The organism is Cupriavidus taiwanensis, from assembly GCF_900250115.1.
In the GTDB taxonomy this organism is placed as follows: Bacteria; Pseudomonadota; Gammaproteobacteria; order Burkholderiales; family Burkholderiaceae; genus Cupriavidus; species Cupriavidus taiwanensis_B.
The window spans coordinates 2,849,594-2,867,977 of record NZ_LT984803.1 but is presented as its reverse complement, the minus strand read 5'-3'; the positions used below and the strand labels follow the sequence as shown (position 1 = coordinate 2,867,977).

Sequence of the window (18,384 nt, the reverse complement as noted above, 5' to 3'; positions counted from 1 at the left end):
TGTGGGGAGGTAGTGCCTGGAGTGTCTTGGCCCGCGGGCTCAGAGCCCGGGGTACATGCGCTGCGGATTGAAGATGCCGGCCGGGTCGAAGGTTTCCTTCAGGCGGCGATGGATCGCGGCCAGCGGCGACGCCAGCGGCGTGAACACGCCCATCGACTTGTCACCGTGGCGAAACAGCGTGGCATGGCCACCGGCGGCCTGGGCCACCGCGCGCACGCTTTCGGCGTCGGCCCTGGCCGAACCCTCTTCGGGCAGCCACCAGCGCTGGCCGCCGCCCCATTCGACCAGCTGTTCGCCCGGCAGCGCCAGCGGCGCGGCCACCGGGGGCACCGCGAGGCGCCACAGCGCGCGGCCGGATTGCGCCGGGGCGAAGAACGTATGGGTCTGCTCGCGCAGCGACTGCCACAGCGCCGCAGCCGAGGCCGGCTCCAGGCGTTCGCCGCCGAGCCTGGCGCAGGCCGCGCGCACCGCGGCGCCGGCGCCGGACAGGCGCACGTGCAGCACGCCTGCATGCCACACCGAAGATGCCAGCGGCAGCGGCTGGCCGCCCCACTGGTTCAGTTGCCGGATCGCTTCGGCCTGCGCCATCTCGAAGCGCAGCGTGGCCTCGTCGAACGGCGCCGGCAGCACCTTGACCGAGACCTGCAGGATCAGCCCGAGCGTGCCGAGCGAGCCCGCCAGCAGCCGCGACACGTCGTAGCCCGCGACGTTCTTCATCACCTGGCCGCCGAAGTCCATCACTTCGCCGCGGCCGTCCATCAGCTGCGCGCCCAGCACGAAGTCGCGCAGCGCGCCCACCGATTGGCGGCGCGGGCCCGACAACCCCGCGGCGACGGCACCGCCCAGCGTCGCCACGCTGGGCTGGCCGGGCGGCGCGAAGTGGGGCGGCTCGAACGCCAGGATCTGGCGCTTTTCCGCCAGCGCGGCTTCGATCTCGGCCAGCGGCGTGCCGCAGCGCGCGGTGATCACCAGTTCGGCCGGGTCGTAGTCGACGATGCCGGTGTAGGCGCGCGTGTCCAGCAGCTGGCCTTGCGGCGGCTGGCCGTAGAAGTCCTTGCTGCCGCCGCCGCGCAGCCGCAGCGCGGTGCGGGTCTCGGTGGCTTGCCTGACGGCGTCGCGGAAGGCGTCGAGGGTGGCTTGCATAGTCGTGCGAGATGGGTAGGGTGTGGTGGCGAGGCCCAGGGTCAGGTCGAGCCGTCGCGGCCGCCCGGGACTTCAGGCCGGTCGTTCTGATACACCGGCAGCGGACTGCCGCAGTGCTTGCAATACTGCGCGTCGGGCTCGTGCCCCTCGGTCAGGCAATGGGTACAGGTGCGCGTGGTCAGCGGCCGCTTCATGATGCTGGCGGCCAGCTCGGCGCCGACGATGCCGGTGGGAAAGGCGATGATGCCGTAGCCCAGCAGAATCGTCAGCGAGGTGATGAACTGCCCCAGCGGCGTCTTCGGCACCATGTCGCCGAAGCCGGTGGTAGTCAGCGTCACCACCGCCCAGTACATGCTGACCGGGATGCTGTGGAAGCCGTGCTCCGGGCCCTCGACCACGTACATCACGGTGCCCAGGATCACGGTGATGATGAACACCGCGGCCAGGAACACGAAGATCTTGCGCCGGCTGTTGACCAGCGCGCGGTACAGGATCTCGGCTTCCTCGAAATACACCGTCAGCTTCAGGATCCGGAACACGCGCAGCAGCCGCAGCAGGCGCACGTCGATCAGGAAATGCAGCTCCGGCACGAAGAACGCCAGCCAGGTCGGCATGATCGAGATGAAGTCGATGACGCCGTAGAAGCTCAGCGCGTAGCGCCACGGCCGCCGCACCACCAGCAGTCGCATGGCGTACTCGGCCGTGAACAGCAGCGTGCACATCCATTCCAGCGCCGTGAAGGCTCGGCCCAGGCGCTGGTTGAGCCCCGGCAGGCTGTCGAGCATCACGATCATCACGCTGGCGACGATGGCGAGCAGCAGCGCGACATCGAAGATGCGCCCTTCGCGGGTGTCGGCCTCGAAGATGATGGTGTACCAGCGCTGGCGCCAGCCGGCCTCGGGCTGGCCCAGGCGCTGGCGCACCACGGCTTCCTGGTGCTGGCGCCGGCGGGGATTTTCTCGCATGGCTTGGCTCAGGGGTGTGGCTTAGAAGCGCGGCAGCTCGGGATGCGGCAGCAGGCCCTTCTTCACGTGCATCTTGCCGTACTCGGCGCAGCGCGCCAGCGTGGGGATGGCCTTGTCCGGGTTCAGCAGCCGCGCCGGGTCGAAGGCGGCCTTGACGCCGAAGAAGGCATCGCGCTCCGCGGTCGAGAACTGCACGCACATGGAGTTGAGCTTCTCCACGCCGACGCCGTGCTCGCCGGTGACGGTGCCGCCCAGCTCGACGCAGGTTTCGAGGATGTCGGCGCCGAACAGCTCGGCGCGGTGCCACTCGTCCTGGTCGCCGCCGTCGAACAGCACTAGCGGGTGCATGTTGCCGTCCCCGGCATGGAACACGTTGATGCAGCGCAGCCCGTACTTCACTTCCATGGCCTCGATGCGCTTGAGCAGCGTACCGATGTGCTTGCGCGGAATGGTGCCGTCCATGCAGTAATAGTCCGGCGAGATCCGGCCCGCGGCCGGGAAGGCATTCTTGCGGCCGCTCCAGAAGCGCAGGCGCTCGGCCTCGTTCTGCGAGACCACGATGCGGGTGCAGCCCGATGCCGTCAGCACCGCGCTCATGCGCTCGATCTCCTCGGCGACTTCCTCGGGCGTGCCGTCCGACTCGCACAGCAGGATCGCGGCCGCATCGAGGTCATAGCCCGCATGCACGAACTGCTCGACCGCGGCGGTGGCGGGCTTGTCCATCATCTCCAGCCCGGCCGGGATGATGCCAGCGGCAATCACGTCGGCGACCGCGTTGCCGCCTTTCTCGACATCGTCGAAGCAGGCCATGATCACCTGCGCCAGCTGCGGCTTGGGAATCAGGCGCACGGTGACCTCGGTGACCACCGCCAGCATGCCCTCGGAGCCGATCAGCACGGCCAGCAGGTCCAGCCCGGGCGCGTCAGGAGCCTCGGAGCCGAACACCACCACTTCGCCCGACATCGTCACCGCGCGCACGCGCAGCACGTTGTGCACGGTCAGGCCGTACTTCAGGCAGTGCACGCCGCCGGAGTTCTCGCTGACATTGCCGCCGATGGTGCAGGCGATCTGCGAGGAGGGGTCGGGCGCGTAGTACAGGTTGTGCGGCGCGGCGGCGTCCGAGATGGCCAGGTTGCGCACGCCCGGCTGGACCACCGCGGTGCGCGCATACGGATCGACCGACAGGATGCGCTTGAACTTGGCCAGCGACAGCACCAGGCCCTCGGCGATCGGCATGGCGCCGCCCGACAGGCTGGTGCCGGCGCCGCGCGGCACCACCGGCACGCCCAGCTGGTGGCACAGCCGCAGGATGGCGCAGACCTGCTCCTCCGTGTCGGGCAGTGCCACCGCCATCGGCACCTGGCGGTACGCGGCCAGGCCGTCGCACTCATAGGGCACGGTGTCTTCCGGCTTCCACAACACCGCGGCGTCGGGCAGGATCTGCGCCAGGCCTGCCAGCAGCGCGTCGCGGCGGCCGTCGGCCGCGGTGGCCGAGGCCGGGGCGTCGCCGGTGGCGAGGGTTTGGGCTTCGTGCGGGGCATTCATGAACGACTCCTGTGGGGTCTCCGGGACGGCGGCCGGTGCGCGGCCTGCCAGTCGCGGCGGTGCAGGCCTGCCGCGTGGGGACGGGTGACTATAGCGCAGGGCACCTGGCGCGGGCACCACGCCGGACGTGAATTCCGCATGGCAGGCCGATCAAAAATGCTCATGATGCCCCGCGGGCACGGGCGCCGGTTTCAGCGTAGCACCGGCGGCCGGTCAGCGGAAAGGCGGGGCCGGTTTCAGGGATCCGGCCGCGCCGCCTTCAGCGGTCCGGCTGCGCCGGGGCGTCAGGCAGCCGCAGCACCATGTCGAGCTTGTCGTGGAAGTGCGGCGCGACGTACAACGCATCGGGTTCCAGCCCGAAGCGCTCGAATCCGAGCGATTCGTACAAGCGCACCGCGCCCGCGCTGCCGGCATTGACGCACAGCGTGACCTGGCGCACGCCCGGCATGGCGGCGGCCTGCTGCAGCGCGCGCAGCATCAGCGCGCGGCCGAGCTTGCGCGCGCGCCAGGCCGGCGCCACGTACATGCCGAAGATCGAGGCCTTGTGCCAGTGCTTGCGCCGGGGCTCGCGCATCACGCCGACCATGCCGGCCAGCGCGATGCCGGCGGGACCGGCCTCGAAGGCGCCGAACATGGCCTTGTCCGCGCTCGGCGCAAGGCGTTGCGCCACCGCCTCAGGTGGCAGGTCCTGTTCTTCTTCGAGGCTGGCAGCAAAGGCTTCCGGGGCTTCGGCAAGTCCCTGCAGCCGCAGCGCGTGGAAGGCTGCGGCATCGTCGGGGTTCAGCAGGCGGATTTCCATGGGCGCAGTCTCCTACCAGTCCAGGCTCAGCAGCCAGTCGACGAAATAGCGCGCCTCGGGCTTGAGCGGGGCCTGTTCGCGCTCGACGATGTAGTAGCCGTGCGGCGATACCGATTCCACATCGAGCAGCCGCACCATCTGCCCCAGCGACAGCCAGTGCCGCGCCATGCGCTGGCGCACCAGCGCCACGCCCTGGTTGGAGGCGATCGCTTCCAGCATCAGCCCGATGTCGTTGAACTGCGGGCCGGTCTGGGGCTCGGGCCAGTCCAGCCCGGCGGTCTCGAACCACGGCTTCCACGGCTCGAGCGGGCTGCGCAGCAGCACCAGCCCGTGCAGGTGCTCGGGTTTGGTGATGGCGCGGCCGTTGACGCGCTCGTAGTATTCGCGTCCGCAAGCCGGGAACACCGGCTCCACCAGCAGCTTGGTCGTCTTCAGGTCCGGGTAGCGGCCGGTGCCGTAGCGGATCTCGACATCGGTGTCCTCGGCCTTGACGTCGAGGAACGGGATCGCCAGGTGCAGCTCGAGGTCGATATGCGGATAGAGCGCGCCGAACTCCGGCAGCCGCGGCACCAGGTGCTGGCGCCCGAAGGTCGGCGGGATCGCCACGCGCAGCCGCGTGCGCATCTTGTTGTACTCCGGCCGGGCCAGCTCGTTGAGCGACTTGAGCGCGTCCTGCACGTTGCGCAGGTAGCGCGTGCCGGCCGCGGTCAGCCGCAGCGCGGCGTTGGCGCGCACGAACAGGTCTTCGCCCCACAGCTCCTCGAGGTTCTTGATGCGGTGCGAGACCGCGCTGGGCGTCACCGACAGCTCCTCGGCCGCGCGCGCGAAGCTGCCCAGGCGCGCGGCTGCCTCGAACGCGATCAGCAGATGCAGCGGCGGCACGCGGTTGAACATGGAGGCCATCCCTGCGGTTGCCTGTCGGGCGCCTTAGTGCGTGCCGGCGCGCGCGGCGCTGAAGATCTTGCCGGGGTTGAGGATGTGGTTGGGGTCGAGCGCATCCTTGATCGCGCGCATCAGGTCCAGCGCGTCTTCGCCGTGTTCCGCCACCAGGAAGCGCTGCTTGTGCAGGCCCACGCCGTGCTCGCCGGTGCAGGTGCCGCCCATCGCCAGCGCGCGTTCCACGATGCGCTGGTTGATGGCCTCGGCCTCGGTCATTTCCTCGGGCTTGTCGGGGTCGACCAGGATCGCCACGTGGAAGTTGCCGTCGCCGACATGGCCGACGATGGGGCAGGGCAGCGCCGAGGCGTTCAGGTCCTTCTCGGTCTCGGTGACGCAGTCGGCCAGGCGCGAGATCGGCACGCACACGTCGGTGGTGACCGACTTGCAGCCCGGCTTGAGCTGCAGCATCGCAAAGTACGCGGTATGGCGCGCGTTCCACAGCCGGCTGCGGTCTTCCGGGCGCGTGGCCCATTCGAAGCCCTGGCCGCCGTGCTCGGCGGTGATCTGCTGCACGGTCTCGGCCTGCTCGCGCACGCCGGCCTCGGTGCCGTGGAACTCGAAGAACAGGTGCGGGGTCTCGGGCAGGGTCAGGCTGTCGTGGCGGTTGATGGCGCGGATCGCCAGCGCATCGACGAATTCCACGCGCGCCACCGGCACGCCCAGCTGGATGGTCTGGATCACGGCCTGTACCGCGCTGCCCATGCTGGGGAAGGCGCACACCGCGGCGGAGATCGCCTCGGGCTGCGGGTACAGCCGCACCGTGACCTCGGTGATGATGCCGAGCGTGCCTTCGCTGCCGATGAAGAGCCGGGTCAGGTCATAGCCCGCCGACGACTTGCGCGCCTGCGTGCCGGTGCGGATCACGCGGCCGTCGGCGGTCACCACCGTCAGCGCCAGCACATTCTCGCGCATGGTGCCGTAGCGCACCGCGTTGGTCCCCGACGCGCGCGTGGCGCACATGCCGCCCAGCGACGCGTCCGCGCCCGGGTCGATCGGGAAGAACAGGCCGGTGTCCTTGATCTCCTGGTTCAGCTGCTTGCGCGTGACGCCGGGCTGCACGGTCACGGTCAGGTCCTCGGGCTGCACCGCCAGCACCCGGTTCATCTGCGACAGGTCCAGGCTGATGCCGCCGGCCACCGCAAGCAAATGGCCTTCCAGCGACGAGCCCGCGCCATACGCAATCAGCGGCACGCCATGCTGGTTGCAGAGGCGCGCTACCTCGGCCACTTCCTCGGTGCTGTGGGCGAAGACTACGGCATCCGGCAGCGCCGGCGGGAACGGCGATTCGTCGCGGCCGTGGTGCTCGCGCACGCCGGCGGAGGTGGTGAAGCGCTCGCCGAAGCGCGCCGCGAGGGCGTCGGCCAGGGCCGGCGGCAGCGGACGGCGGGCGAGGGAGGCGGACGGCGTGGGATGGTTCATGGAGGGTCTCCGGCGGGTCGGTGCTGCGGCAGAGCCGGCGAGGGTGCCGGCGATGGCCTGCCGGTGGTGGGCTGCCGGCGGCGGGCTGGGGGCGCGACCCGGTTATCGAATGGACGAATAACGGCATTCTACGCCGCGCGGCGGCTGGTGCACCTTCACGCAGCGCGCGCGCGGCCGATAGCCGCACAAGCGCATGGCCGGCCGGTGGCCAGGCCGCGCATGGCTAAGTCACCGGCTCTGGCGCGATAATGCGCCATTTCCCAACCACACACCGCTGACAAGGAGACCGGCATGGGCAATCGACTGTCGAAGATCGCCACCCGTACCGGCGACGCCGGCACCACCGGCCTGGGCGACGGCAGCCGCACCGGCAAGGACAGCCTGCGCATCGCCGCGATCGGCGATGTCGATGAACTGAACTGCCACGTCGGCGTGCTGCTGACCGAAGCGCTGCCCGCCGACGTGCGCGCCGCGCTGCTGCATATCCAGCACGACCTGTTCGACCTGGGCGGCGAGCTTTCGATCCCGGGCTACACGCTGCTCAAGCCCGAGCAGGTGGCGCAGCTCGACACCTGGCTGGCCGACTACAACGCCAATCTGCCGCGCCTGGCCGAGTTCATCCTGCCCGGCGGCAGCCGCGCCGCGGCGCAGGCCCATGTGTGCCGCACCGTGTGCCGGCGCGCCGAGCGCGCGCTGGTGGCGCTGGGCGCGGCCGAGGCGCTGAACGAGGCGCCGCGCCAGTACCTGAACCGGCTCTCGGACCTGATGTTCGTGCTGGCGCGGGTGCTGAACCGCGCGAGCGGCGGTTCGGACGTGTTGTGGCAGCGCGATCGCGATGCCGGCAAGAAGTAATTCACGGGCCACATAATGCAGCCTGCCAGCGCTGCCGGCTCAAGTCGGGGCAGCCGCTGCCGTTGACCGGGGGCAGAAACCGAGAAAATTACTCGGATTTGCCGGTTCTGCCCTTGAAAAGCCCCCGGACGGCCACATTTCGGCCTCAGGTTGAATTGCAGCCGCGCGGATAGCGATGGCTCAAGAGGAGAGAATAATGGGTAAGATCATCGGTATCGACCTCGGTACCACCAACAGCTGCGTCGCGATCCTGGAAGGCAACACGCCCAAGGTCATCGAGAATTCGGAGGGTGCCCGCACCACCCCGTCGATCATCGCCTACATGGAAGACGGCGAGATCCTGGTCGGCGCGCCGGCCAAGCGCCAGGCCGTCACCAACCCGCGCAACACCCTGTACGCGGTGAAGCGCCTGATCGGCCGCAAATTCGAAGAGAAGGAAGTCCAGAAGGACATCGGCCTGATGCCGTATTCCATCGTCAAGGCCGACAACGGCGACGCATGGGTGTCGGTGCGCGACCAGAAGCTGGCGCCGCCGCAGGTCTCGGCCGAAGTGCTGCGCAAGATGAAGAAGACCGCCGAGGACTACCTCGGCGAGCCGGTGACCGAAGCCGTGATCACCGTGCCGGCGTACTTCAACGACTCGCAGCGCCAGGCGACCAAGGACGCCGGCCGCATCGCCGGGCTGGACGTCAAGCGCATCATCAACGAGCCGACCGCGGCCGCGCTGGCCTTCGGCATGGACAAGAACGAGAAGGGCGACCGCAAGATCGCGGTGTATGACCTCGGCGGCGGCACCTTCGACATCTCGATCATCGAGATCGCGGACGTCGACGGCGAGAAGCAGTTCGAAGTGCTGTCGACCAACGGTGATACCTTCCTGGGCGGCGAAGACTTCGACCAGCGCATCATCGACTACATCATCGCCGAGTTCAAGAAGGACCAGGGCGTCGACCTGTCCAAGGACGTGCTCGCGTTGCAGCGCCTGAAGGAAGCCGCCGAAAAGGCCAAGATCGAGCTGTCGAGCTCGCAGCAGACCGAGATCAACCTGCCGTACATCACGGCCGATGCCTCCGGTCCGAAGCACCTGAATCTGAAGATCACCCGTGCCAAGCTGGAATCGCTGGTCGAGGAGCTGATCACCCGCACCATCGAGCCGTGCCGCATCGCGATCAAGGATGCGGGCGTCAAGGTCAGCGACATCGACGACGTGATCCTGGTCGGCGGCATGACCCGCATGCCCAAGGTGCAGGAGCAGGTCAAGGAGTTCTTCGGCAAGGAAGCGCGCAAGGACGTGAACCCGGATGAAGCCGTGGCCGTCGGTGCCGCGATCCAGGGTTCGGTGCTGTCGGGCGACCGCAAGGACGTGCTGCTGCTGGACGTGACGCCGCTGTCGCTGGGCATCGAGACCCTGGGCGGCGTGATGACCAAGATGATCACCAAGAACACCACCATCCCGACCAAGCATGCGCAGGTGTTCTCGACCGCCGACGACAACCAGCCGGCCGTGACCATCAAGGTGTACCAGGGCGAGCGCGAGATGGCTACCGGCAACAAGCTGCTGGGCGAGTTCAACCTCGAGGGCATTCCGCCGGCACCGCGCGGCACGCCGCAGATCGAGGTCTCGTTCGACATCGACGCCAACGGCATCCTGCACGTGGGCGCCAAGGACAAGGCCAGCGGCAAGGAAAACCGGATCACCATCAAGGCCAACTCGGGCCTGTCGGAAGACGAGATCCAGCGCATGGTCAAGGACGCCGAGGCCAACGCCGAGGAAGACAAGAAGGCCCGCGAGCTGGCTGATGCCCGCAACCAGGCCGACGCGCTGATCCACTCGACCAAGAAGGCGCTGACCGAGTACGGCGACAAGCTGGACGCGGGCGAGAAGGAAAAGATCGAGGCCGCGATCAAGGAACTGGAAGACGCCGCGCGCGGCGGCGACAAGACCGAGATCGATGCCAAGGTCAACGCGCTGTCCGAAGTCAGCCAGAAGCTGGGCGAGAAGGTCTACGCCGACATGCAGGCCAAGGCCGGCGAAGGCGCCGCGGCCGGTGCCGCGGGTGCTGCCGGCGGCGGCCAGCAGCAGGCCCAGCCGCAGGACGACAACGTTGTGGACGCCGAATTCAAGGAAGTCAACGACAAGAAGTAATCGGGATACGCGGGCGGCGGTGCAGGCACTGGCCGGCGCCGCTCCCGCCCCGACGCCGGGCGACGGCCATCAGACCCGCGGGAAACCGCCGTCGGATGCCGCGCTCGGCTTTTTTGCTATTCGCCGGCGCGTGCCGCTTGCACCCGCCGGCCAATGAGGTAATGAGCCACCATGGCAAAACGTGACTATTACGAAGTGCTCGGGGTAGGCAAGAACGCGAGCGAAGACGAAGTCAAGAAGGCTTATCGCAAGCTCGCGATGAAATACCACCCGGACCGCAATCCGGACAGCAAGGAATCCGAGGAAAAATTCAAGGAGGCCAAGGAGGCCTACGAGATGCTTTCCGACCCGGAGAAAAAGGCTGCGTATGACCAGTACGGCCATGCCGGCGTGGACCCCAACATGGCGGGCGGCTTCGGCGGCGCGCAGGGCTACGGCGGCTTCGCCGAAGCCTTCGGCGATATCTTCGGCGACATCTTCGGCCAGGGCGGCGGTCGTCGGGGCGGCGGCGGCCCGCAGGCCTACCGCGGCGCTGACCTGCGCTACAGCATGGAGATCTCGCTCGAGCAGGCCGCCCACGGCCACGAGGCCCAGATCCGCGTCCCGCACTGGGACGACTGCGACCACTGCCACGGCAACGGCGCCGAGCCGGGCTCGAGCGTGGAAACCTGCCCGACCTGCCACGGCGCCGGCCAGGTGCGCGTGTCGCAGGGCTTCTTCACCATGCAGCAGACCTGCCCCAAGTGCCACGGCAGCGGCAAGTTCATTCCCAAACCCTGCACCAAGTGCCACGGCCAGGGCAAGCTGAAATCTCAGAAGACGCTGGAAGTGAAGATCCCGGCCGGCATCGACGAAGGCATGCGCATCCGCTCGTCCGGCAACGGCGAGCCGGGCATCAACGGCGGGCCCCCGGGCGACCTGTACGTGGAAGTCCACATCAAGCCGCACGCGGTGTTCGAGCGCGATGGCGACGACCTGCACTGCCAGATGCCCATCTCGTTCGCAACCGCGGCGCTGGGCGGCGACCTGGAAGTGCCGACGCTGAGCGGCAAGGCCACCTTCCCGGTGCCCGAGGCGACCCAGTCCGGCAAGACCTTCCGCCTGCGCGGCAAGGGCATCAAGGGCGTGCGCTCGGGCTACCCGGGCGACCTCTACGTGCATGTGAACGTGGAGACGCCGGTCAAGCTGACCGAGGCACAGAAGGAAATGCTGCGCCAGTTCGACCGCTCGGTGCACGAGGGCGGCTCGCGCCACAGCCCGCAGGAAACTTCCTGGCTGGACAAGGTGAAAAGCTTCTTCAGCTGATTCGGCTTGCGGTATGGAACCGGCCACGTGCAAACGTGGCCGGTTTTGTTTTTGGCGCGGCGCCGGGCATCATCGCGGGTTTGCTCCCCTCTCCCGCCTGCGGGAGAGGGGCCGGGGGAGAGGGCCGGCGTGTCCATCGCCACCCGGCTTGCACCGCGCGATAATGCATGACTGCGCCCTGCCGGTTTGTCGGCAATCCCGTTTTCCCTGACGATTTCCCGTGGTAGCAAGCATCCAGCGCCCCCCCTCACCCCCAGCCCCTCTCCCGCACGCGGGGGAGGGGAGCACGCAATCGGGCGGCGTTGACGCCTTCGTCCTGCTCGACGATGCCACCGCACCCGCCGGGCAACCCGCATCCCGCCTCTACACCGGCTTCCTCCACGAAGATCTCCTGCCGCCCGGCAGCGACATCGCCCAACTCGACGCGATGCTGGCCGAGGGCTGGCGCCAGGGCTGGCATGCCACGCTGTTCGCCCCATACGAATTCGGCGGCGCGCTGGTCGATGCCCCGGTGCACACGGGCAACGCCATGCCGTTCCACGACGGCGCGCTGCGGCTGCTGTGGTTCCGTGACCTGCAACGGCTCGATGCCGCGGCGGTGGCGGCGTGGCTGCAGTCCCAGGCGGAGCCGCGGCCGGCGGGCCTGATGCATATCGCTTCCGATACCTCCCGCACCGCCTTCGACGACGCCATTGCGCGCATCCACCAGTGGATCGAAGCGGGCGACACCTATCAGGTCAACTACACCCAGCGCCTGCGCTGCGATGCCTTCGGCGACCCCGTGGCGCTGTACGCGGCGCTGCGAGCCTCGCAGCCGGTGCCGTATGGCGCGCTGGCGCGGCTGCCGGATGGCGCCATGGTGCTGTCGCTGTCGCCGGAGCTGTTCGTGCGCCACGACGGCCATGGCCATCTGCTGACGCGGCCGATGAAGGGCACCGCGCCGCGCGCCGGCGATGCCGCGCGCGATGCGCAGGCCGCCGCCGCGCTGGCCGCCGACGCCAAGAACCGGGCCGAGAACGTGATGATCGTCGACCTGCTGCGCAACGACCTCGGCCGCATCGCGCAGCCGGGCAGCGTGGCGGTGCCGGAGCGCTTCGCGGTGCACCCGTTCGGCGCGGTGCTGCAGATGACCTCGACCGTGACGGCGACGGCGCGGCCAGGCACCAGCTTCGGCGCGCTGATGGCGGCGCTGTTTCCGTGCGGCTCGATCACCGGCGCGCCCAAGCGCCGCACCATGCAGATCATTGCCGGGCTGGAGCGCGCGCCGCGCGGGCTGTACACCGGCGCGATCGGCTGGATCGAGGCGCCGTCCGGCGCCGCCGTGGCCGGTGCGTTCGCGCTGTCGGTGGCGATCCGCACGCTGGTGCTGGCGCCGCCCGCGGCCAGCGCGCTGCGCGCCGGCGAAATGGGGGTGGGCGGCGGCATCGTGCATGACAGCGTGGCGGCGGAGGAATTCGCCGAATGCGGCTGGAAGGCGCGCTTCCTGACCCGGCACGATCCCGGCTTCACGCTGTTCGAGACGCTGCGCGTGCAAGACGGCGCCTGCGCGCACCTGGCGCGGCACCTGGCGCGCATCGGGGCGTCGGCGCAGGCGTTCGGCTTTGCCTTCGACGCCGAGGCCGCGCGCGACGCCGTGGCCGCGCAGGCGGCGCGACTGGGAGCGGGCACCTGGCGCCTGCGCCTCAGCGTGGACAAGTCCGGCACGCTGGCCTTTGCCAGCGGCGCGCTGGCGCCGTTGCCCGCGGGACCGGTCGGGGTCGACATCGCGCCGGACCCGCTGCCGCCGGCCGACCCGCTGCGTCGCCACAAGACCAGTGCGCGCGCGGTCTTCGATGCCGGCTGGCAGGCCGCCGAGCGCGCCGGCGGCTTCGACCGGCTGTTCTTCAACACGCGCGGCGAACTGCTCGAGGGCGGGCGCAGCTCCGTGTTGGTGCGCATCGACGGCCGCTGGCTGACGCCGCCGCTGGCGGCCGACATCCTGCCTGGGGTGATGCGGGCGGTGGTGCTGGAGACGGGCGGCGCGGCGCTGGGCGCGCCGGGCGAGCCGGTCAAAGAAGCGGTGATCACTCGCGCGATGCTGGCGCGCGCCGAGGCCATGATGCTGGTCAACGCCTTGCGCGGCGTGATGCCGGCGACGTTGACGGCCTGAGCCGGTGGCTAGGGGTGGTGGGTGTCGAGCACGCCGTCGCCCAGTTTCCAGCGCACCACGCCGGGCAGGTTGATCAGTTCGCGGTCGTGGCAGATCATCACCACGGTGCGGCCCTCGGCGGCGAGGTCGCCGACCAGCGCGATCACCTGCTCGCGCGCGTGGCCGTCGAGGCTGGAAGTCGGTTCGTCGAGCAGCAGCAACTCTGGCTCCAGCACCTTGGCGCGCGCCAGCGCGACGCGCTGGATCTCGCCGCCGGACAGGTATTGGGGCGCGGTGTCCTGCAGGTGCGAGACCCCGGCCCAGCCCAGCGCCTGGCCCACGCGCAGGTCGATCTCATGGTGCGGCAGGCCGCGCGCGCGCAGGCCGTAGGCGATGTTCTCGCGCACCGAGGTGCGGAACAGGTAGGGATGCTGGTGCAGGTAGGCAATGCGCCGGCGCAGCGCGGGCGGCAGCGGCGTCAGCGCCGCGCTGTGCGCATGTCCTTGCGCATCGGTCCATTGCGCGACCGCGCCCGGCGCCGGCTCCAGTCCGGCCAGCATGCGCAGCAGCGTGGTCTTGCCGGCGCCGTTCATGCCGGTCATCACGATCGCGGTGGCGCGCGGGATCACCAGCGTGTCGATGGCAAACAGCTTGCGCAGGCCGATGCTGCGCGCCAGCCCGCGCACGGTCAGCAGCGGGCCATGGGCGGCGGCAGCGGTCGCTGTCATTGGCGAAACCCTCCGGCACCCTGCAGCCAGGCCATGCCGATATTGACCAGCAGCGCCAGCGCCACCAGCACCAGGCCCAGCGCAATGCCCTGCGCGAATTCGCCCTTGCTGGTTTCCAGCGCGATGGCGGTGGTGATGGTGCGGGTCGAGCCTTCGATATTGCCGCCGATCATCAGCGCCGAGCCGACTTCCGCAATGACCCGGCCAAAGCCGGCGACCACCGCCGCCATCAGCCCGAAGCGCAGTTCGCGCAGCACCGTCAAAAAGGTGCGCCAGCGGCCGGCGCCCAGCACCCAGGCGGTCTCGCGCAGGCGCACGTCGGCGCCTTGCAGCGTCGACAGCGCAAAGGCCAGCACCACCGGGAAGCCGATCACGGCCTGCCCCAGCACCATGCCGGCAGGGGTAAAAAGCAAGTGCAGGCTGCCCAGCGGACCCTGGCGCGTCAGCAGCAGATAGAGGATCAGCCCGACCAGCACGGTCGGGAACGACAGAAAGGCCTGCGCCACCACCACCACCGCGCGCCGGCCCGGGAACTGGCGCGTGGCGATCAGCCAGGCCGCTGCGATGGCCGGCACGGTGGCGATGGCCAGCCCCAGCACCGCCACCGCCAGCGAGGTCCAGACGATGAACCACAGGCCGCCGTCGCCGCTCGCCAGCAGGCGGAAGGCTTCGGCGGTGGCGCTGCCGATCTCCACCGCGTCAGGCGGAGAAGGTGTGCTCGACGGCGGGGAAGCTGCCGTCCTTGACGGCGGCCACGTAGGCGCGCACCGCGGCCTCGATCGACGGCTGGCCGTCCATGAAGTTGCGCACGAACTTGGCCTTGCGGCCCGGGTAGATGTTGAGCATGTCCTGCAGCACCAGCACCTGGCCCGAGCAGTCGGCGCCGGCGCCGATGCCGATGGTCGGCACCGCCAGCGACTGCGTGATCTCGCCGGCCAGGGCCGCGGGCACCGCCTCCATCAGCACCACCTGGGCACCGGCGGCCTGCAGCGCCAGCGCATCGCGCTTGAGCTGGGCCGCGCCGGCGTCGGTCTTGCCCTGCACCTTGAAGCCGCCCAGCGCGTGCACCGACTGCGGCGTCAGGCCGATATGCGCGCACACCGGGATGCTGCGCTCGACCAGGAATTTCACGATCGGCGCGAGCCAGTCGCCGCCTTCGAGCTTGACCATCTGCGCGCCCGCCTTCATCAGCGTGACGGCGCTGGCAAAGGCCGCTTCCGGGGTCGGATAGGTGCCGAACGGCAGGTCGGTCAGCAGCAGCGCGGTCTGGTTGCCGCGCGCCGCGCATTCGGTGTGGTAGGCCATCTGTTCCAGCGTGACCGGCAGCGTGGTCTGCTGGCCCTGCATCACATTGCCCAGCGAGTCGCCCACCAGGATCATCTCGACGCCGCAGTAATCGAGCAGCGCGGCGAAGCTGGAGTCGTACGCGGTCAGCATGGCGATTTTCTCGCCGGCGTCACGCATCGCCTGCAGTTTGGGAATAGTGATGGTCTTGCGGGAGGGATCGAGGAGGTAGCTCATGGCAGTGCCCGTGTAGGACGGCCTTGCCGGTGCCGGAGGGCTGCCCGCACGGCAACGACAGCCGTCGTTATTGTGTTGTGTCTGGCAGGCGAGGGGGCCTGTCAGGGCGCGGCGAGATTGAGGAAGGCCTTGCGGCCGCGCATGTTTTCGATGCGCGACAGTAGTGTACGGAAATCGTCGTCATTGTCCACCGGATTGAAGTGGGCGGTGTCGACCACCAGCACCGGGGCGTCGTCGTAGCGGTGGAACAGCTCGCCATAGGCGCCGGCCAGGCGCTGCAGGTAGTGTTCGTCGATGCCGGCCTCGCCCGGCTCGCCGCGGCGCACGATGCGCTCGCGCAACAGCGATGGCGTCGCCTGCAGCACGATCACCAGGTCGGCGCGCTGCGGCGGCAGCGCCAGCCGCGCGGCGATGGCGTCGTACAGCGCCAGTTCGTCCGCGGACAGGGTCAGCGCGGCATGCAGGCGATCCCTGGCGATCAGGAAGTTGCTGACCATGCGCTGGCCCGAGGCGACGCCGGCCTGCCATTGCTGCAGCTGCACCGCGCGCTGGGTCAGGCACCACAGTTGCAGCGCCAGCGCATGGCGCGCGGGGTCGCGGTAGAACGGCTCCAGGAACGGGCTGCGGCGGGCGTGGTCGGGCAGCTCCTGCGCCTGCAGCGTGCGCGCCAGGCGCTGCGCCAGCGAGGTCTTGCCGGATCCGACGGGACCTTCGACGACAATGCGGCGCAGGTGATCGAGCATGGCGCTCCGGGCGTCAGTGTGTGGGATGGCAGCGCCGCCGGCGCTGCCGGGCGGGTTCAGCCGGGCGTGCCGCCATTGCCAGGCTCGCCGGCGGCGGCCTGCATGCGCAGGCACTTGCAGGTGGAGACCTTCTCGATGCGCTGCGCGCCCACGCCCGCCAGGTAGTCGGCGGCGCGGCCACGTCCCGGGATCGCCAGCGCGGCGTCCAGCTCAAGCAGCGGCACCAGCGTGAAGGCGCGCTCGGTCAGGCGAGGGTGCGGCACGGTCAGGTGCTCGTGGTCGTGCTGTTCGTCGCCGAACAGCAGCAGGTCCAGGTCGAGCGTGCGCGGCGCGTTGCGGAACGGGCGCTCGCGGCCGAACTGGTCCTCGATGTGGTGGCAGATGCGCAGCAGCTGCGACGCGGTGAACGAGGTCTGCACCTTGACCACCGCGTTGTAGTAGTCGTCGCCGCCGGCATCGACCGGCGCGGTGCGATAGAGCGAGGAGCGCGCCAGCACCGTGATGCCGACCTGCTGCGCCAGGCACACGATGGCGTCCTTGATGGCCTGGCGCGCATCGCCAAGATTCGCGCCGATGCCGATGAAGGCGAGAGTCATTTACGTTTCCTCCGGCTGGCCGGGGCCGGCATGTGCTGCCTGGCCCGCGTCCGAGTCGCTCCGGGAAGAAACTTTATCCGATTTCCGCGGACCGCGCCGGCGGCGCTTCTTGCGCGCCGGGCCCTCGCCTTCCGCGCCCTGGGCCTCGCCCTGGCCGCCACCGTGGCCGCCACCGTGGCCGCCGCCGTGGCCGCGCGCGCTGCGCACCGCGTCGATCAGGTCTTCGCGCGCATGCGGCTCGGCGTTCTGGAAATCGTTCCACCAGCCGGCCAACTCTTCCGGCAGCTCGCCGGACTGGCAGCGCAGCACCAGGAAATCGTAGCCGGCGCGGAAGCGCGGCGAGTCCAGCAGGCGGAACGGCATGCGGCCGACACGCTTCTCGAAGCGCGGCTGCATGCCCCAGATATCGCGCATGTCGGTGACGAAGCGGCGCTGGATCGCGAGCTGGCCGGTCTGCTTTTCCAGCACCGAGTCCATGGCGCTGTTGAGTGCGGCAATGGCATGTTCGCCTTCCTCGCGCAGCTGGTTCCAGCGCTGCAGCACGTGGTGCCACAGCAGCGCCGCGAACAGGAAGCCCGGCGAAACCGGCTTGCCGGCCTGCACGCGGCGGTCGGTGTTGTCCAGTGCCAGCTGCACGAAGCGCTGGCCCATGGGCTGCTCCAGCGCCACGTCCAGCAGCGGCAGCAGGCCCTTGTGCAGGCCCGCCTTGCGCAGCTCCTGCAGCGAGGCCCAGGCGTGGCCGGACATCAGCAGCTTGAGCATCTCGTCGAACAGGCGCGCGCTCGGCACGTTGTGGATCAGCTCGGCCAGGCCGGCGATCGGCAGGCGCGTGGCCTCGTCGATGTCGAAGCCGGTCTTGGCGGCGAAGCGCACCACGCGCAGCATCCGCACCGGGTCTTCGCGGTAGCGCGTGGCCGGGTCGCCGATCATGCGCAGCAGGCGCGCGCGGATGTCTTCCATGCCGTGATGGTAGTCATGCACGGTCTGCGCGGCCGGGTCGTAGTACATCGCGTTGATGGTGAAGTCGCGGCGTTCCGCGTCTTCGGCCTGCGAGCCCCACACGTTGTCGCGCAGCACGCGGCCCGAGGCGTCGATCGCATGGGTCTTGCTGTCGAGCTCGGCGCGCTTCAGGCGCCGGCCTTCGGGCAGGGTCTCGCTGGCGATGGCGTCGACCAGCGCGCGGAAGGTCGAGACCTCGATGATTTCCTGCTCGCGCCCGCCGTAGAAGGTCACGTGCACGATCTGGAAGCGCCGGCCGATGATGCGCGAGCGCCGGAACAGCGACTGCACCTGCTCGGGCGTGGCGTTGGTGGCGACGTCGAAGTCCTTGGGCTTGATGCCGAGCAGCAGGTCGCGCACGGCGCCGCCGACGATATAGGCCTGGTAGCCGGCCTGCTGCAGCGTCGAGGTGACCTTGACGGCATTGCGCGACAGCAGCGTGGGATCGATCTGGTGTTCGTCCACGTTGACGATGCGCGGCGTATGGGCGCGGCCGGTGCGGCGCTGCTTGGGGCCGGGTTTGCCCAGCAGCCGGGTAATGAGCTTCTTGATCACG

At 69.5% G+C, this 18,384-nt stretch carries 16 protein-coding genes; 4 read left to right on the top strand and 12 right to left on the bottom strand.

The features are described from left to right. Positions 1–39: 39 nt before the first annotated feature. From glcE to CBM2586_RS13340, 6 genes are all read right to left on the bottom strand, one after another. Positions 40–1,143 (bottom strand): glycolate oxidase subunit GlcE, encoded by a 1,104-nt coding sequence (gene glcE / locus CBM2586_RS13365; RefSeq protein ID WP_115687978.1) that lies wholly within the window; start codon positions 1,141–1,143, stop codon positions 40–42. Positions 1,144–1,184: 41 nt separating this feature from the next. Then, complete coding sequence (locus tag CBM2586_RS13360; RefSeq protein ID WP_115687976.1) at positions 1,185–2,108, bottom strand: ion transporter; 924 nt, start codon at positions 2,106–2,108, stop codon at positions 1,185–1,187. A gap of 21 nt (positions 2,109–2,129) precedes the next feature. Beyond that, the gene (locus CBM2586_RS13355; protein ID WP_115661242.1) at positions 2,130–3,653 is read right to left on the bottom strand and encodes an FAD-linked oxidase C-terminal domain-containing protein; all 1,524 of its coding nucleotides are present in this window, start codon (positions 3,651–3,653) and stop codon (positions 2,130–2,132) included. 259 nt (positions 3,654–3,912) lie between these two features. Continuing rightward, a complete protein-coding gene (locus tag CBM2586_RS13350) occupies positions 3,913–4,452 on the bottom strand; it encodes a GNAT family N-acetyltransferase (protein ID WP_115661243.1) in 540 nt (179 codons plus the stop codon). Between the two features lie 12 nt (positions 4,453–4,464). Next, a complete protein-coding gene (locus CBM2586_RS13345) occupies positions 4,465–5,355 on the bottom strand; it encodes a LysR substrate-binding domain-containing protein (protein WP_115661244.1) in 891 nt (296 codons plus the stop codon). A 24-nt stretch (positions 5,356–5,379) separates the two neighbouring features. After that, positions 5,380–6,810 carry an FAD-binding oxidoreductase gene (locus CBM2586_RS13340; RefSeq protein ID WP_115687974.1) on the bottom strand — a complete coding sequence of 477 codons (1,431 nt, stop codon included), beginning with the start codon at positions 6,808–6,810 and terminating at the stop codon, positions 5,380–5,382. Positions 6,811–7,101: 291 nt separating this feature from the next. Between CBM2586_RS13340 and CBM2586_RS13335 the strand changes: the two genes are divergently transcribed. The 4 genes from CBM2586_RS13335 (at position 7,102) to pabB (ending at position 13,262) form a co-directional block, all read left to right on the top strand. Then, positions 7,102–7,662, top strand: coding sequence for a cob(I)yrinic acid a,c-diamide adenosyltransferase (locus CBM2586_RS13335; protein ID WP_115687972.1), 561 nt, complete (start codon positions 7,102–7,104; stop codon positions 7,660–7,662). A 196-nt stretch (positions 7,663–7,858) separates the two neighbouring features. After that, on the top strand, positions 7,859–9,808 hold the full coding sequence (gene dnaK, locus CBM2586_RS13330) for a molecular chaperone DnaK (RefSeq protein ID WP_115661247.1): 1,950 nt from the start codon (positions 7,859–7,861) through the stop codon (positions 9,806–9,808). A gap of 171 nt (positions 9,809–9,979) precedes the next feature. Beyond that, the gene (dnaJ, locus tag CBM2586_RS13325; protein WP_018007947.1) at positions 9,980–11,113 is read left to right on the top strand and encodes a molecular chaperone DnaJ; all 1,134 of its coding nucleotides are present in this window, start codon (positions 9,980–9,982) and stop codon (positions 11,111–11,113) included. Between the two features lie 220 nt (positions 11,114–11,333). Beyond that, positions 11,334–13,262 (top strand): aminodeoxychorismate synthase component I, encoded by a 1,929-nt coding sequence (gene pabB / locus CBM2586_RS13320; RefSeq protein WP_115687970.1) that lies wholly within the window; start codon positions 11,334–11,336, stop codon positions 13,260–13,262. A gap of 8 nt (positions 13,263–13,270) precedes the next feature. On the opposite strand, the gene CBM2586_RS13315 is transcribed toward pabB, so the two are convergent. From CBM2586_RS13315 to pcnB, 6 genes are all read right to left on the bottom strand, one after another. Beyond that, entirely contained in the window at positions 13,271–13,969 is a 699-nt protein-coding gene (locus CBM2586_RS13315) for an ATP-binding cassette domain-containing protein (protein WP_115661249.1), read from the bottom strand. Next, the gene (locus CBM2586_RS13310) at positions 13,966–14,664 is read right to left on the bottom strand and encodes an ABC transporter permease (RefSeq protein ID WP_115661250.1); all 699 of its coding nucleotides are present in this window, start codon (positions 14,662–14,664) and stop codon (positions 13,966–13,968) included. The genes CBM2586_RS13315 and CBM2586_RS13310 overlap by 4 nt, the downstream gene beginning before the upstream one ends. A gap of 4 nt (positions 14,665–14,668) precedes the next feature. Beyond that, the gene (gene panB / locus CBM2586_RS13305) at positions 14,669–15,490 is read right to left on the bottom strand and encodes a 3-methyl-2-oxobutanoate hydroxymethyltransferase (protein WP_115661251.1); all 822 of its coding nucleotides are present in this window, start codon (positions 15,488–15,490) and stop codon (positions 14,669–14,671) included. Positions 15,491–15,591: 101 nt separating this feature from the next. Further along, positions 15,592–16,233, bottom strand: coding sequence for a deoxynucleoside kinase (locus tag CBM2586_RS13300; protein ID WP_018007952.1), 642 nt, complete (start codon positions 16,231–16,233; stop codon positions 15,592–15,594). Between the two features lie 56 nt (positions 16,234–16,289). Then, positions 16,290–16,829 (bottom strand): 2-amino-4-hydroxy-6-hydroxymethyldihydropteridine diphosphokinase, encoded by a 540-nt coding sequence (folK, locus tag CBM2586_RS13295; RefSeq protein ID WP_111519221.1) that lies wholly within the window; start codon positions 16,827–16,829, stop codon positions 16,290–16,292. Then, entirely contained in the window at positions 16,830–18,383 is a 1,554-nt protein-coding gene (gene pcnB / locus CBM2586_RS13290) for a polynucleotide adenylyltransferase PcnB (protein WP_115687968.1), read from the bottom strand. Position 18,384 lies beyond the last annotated feature (1 nt).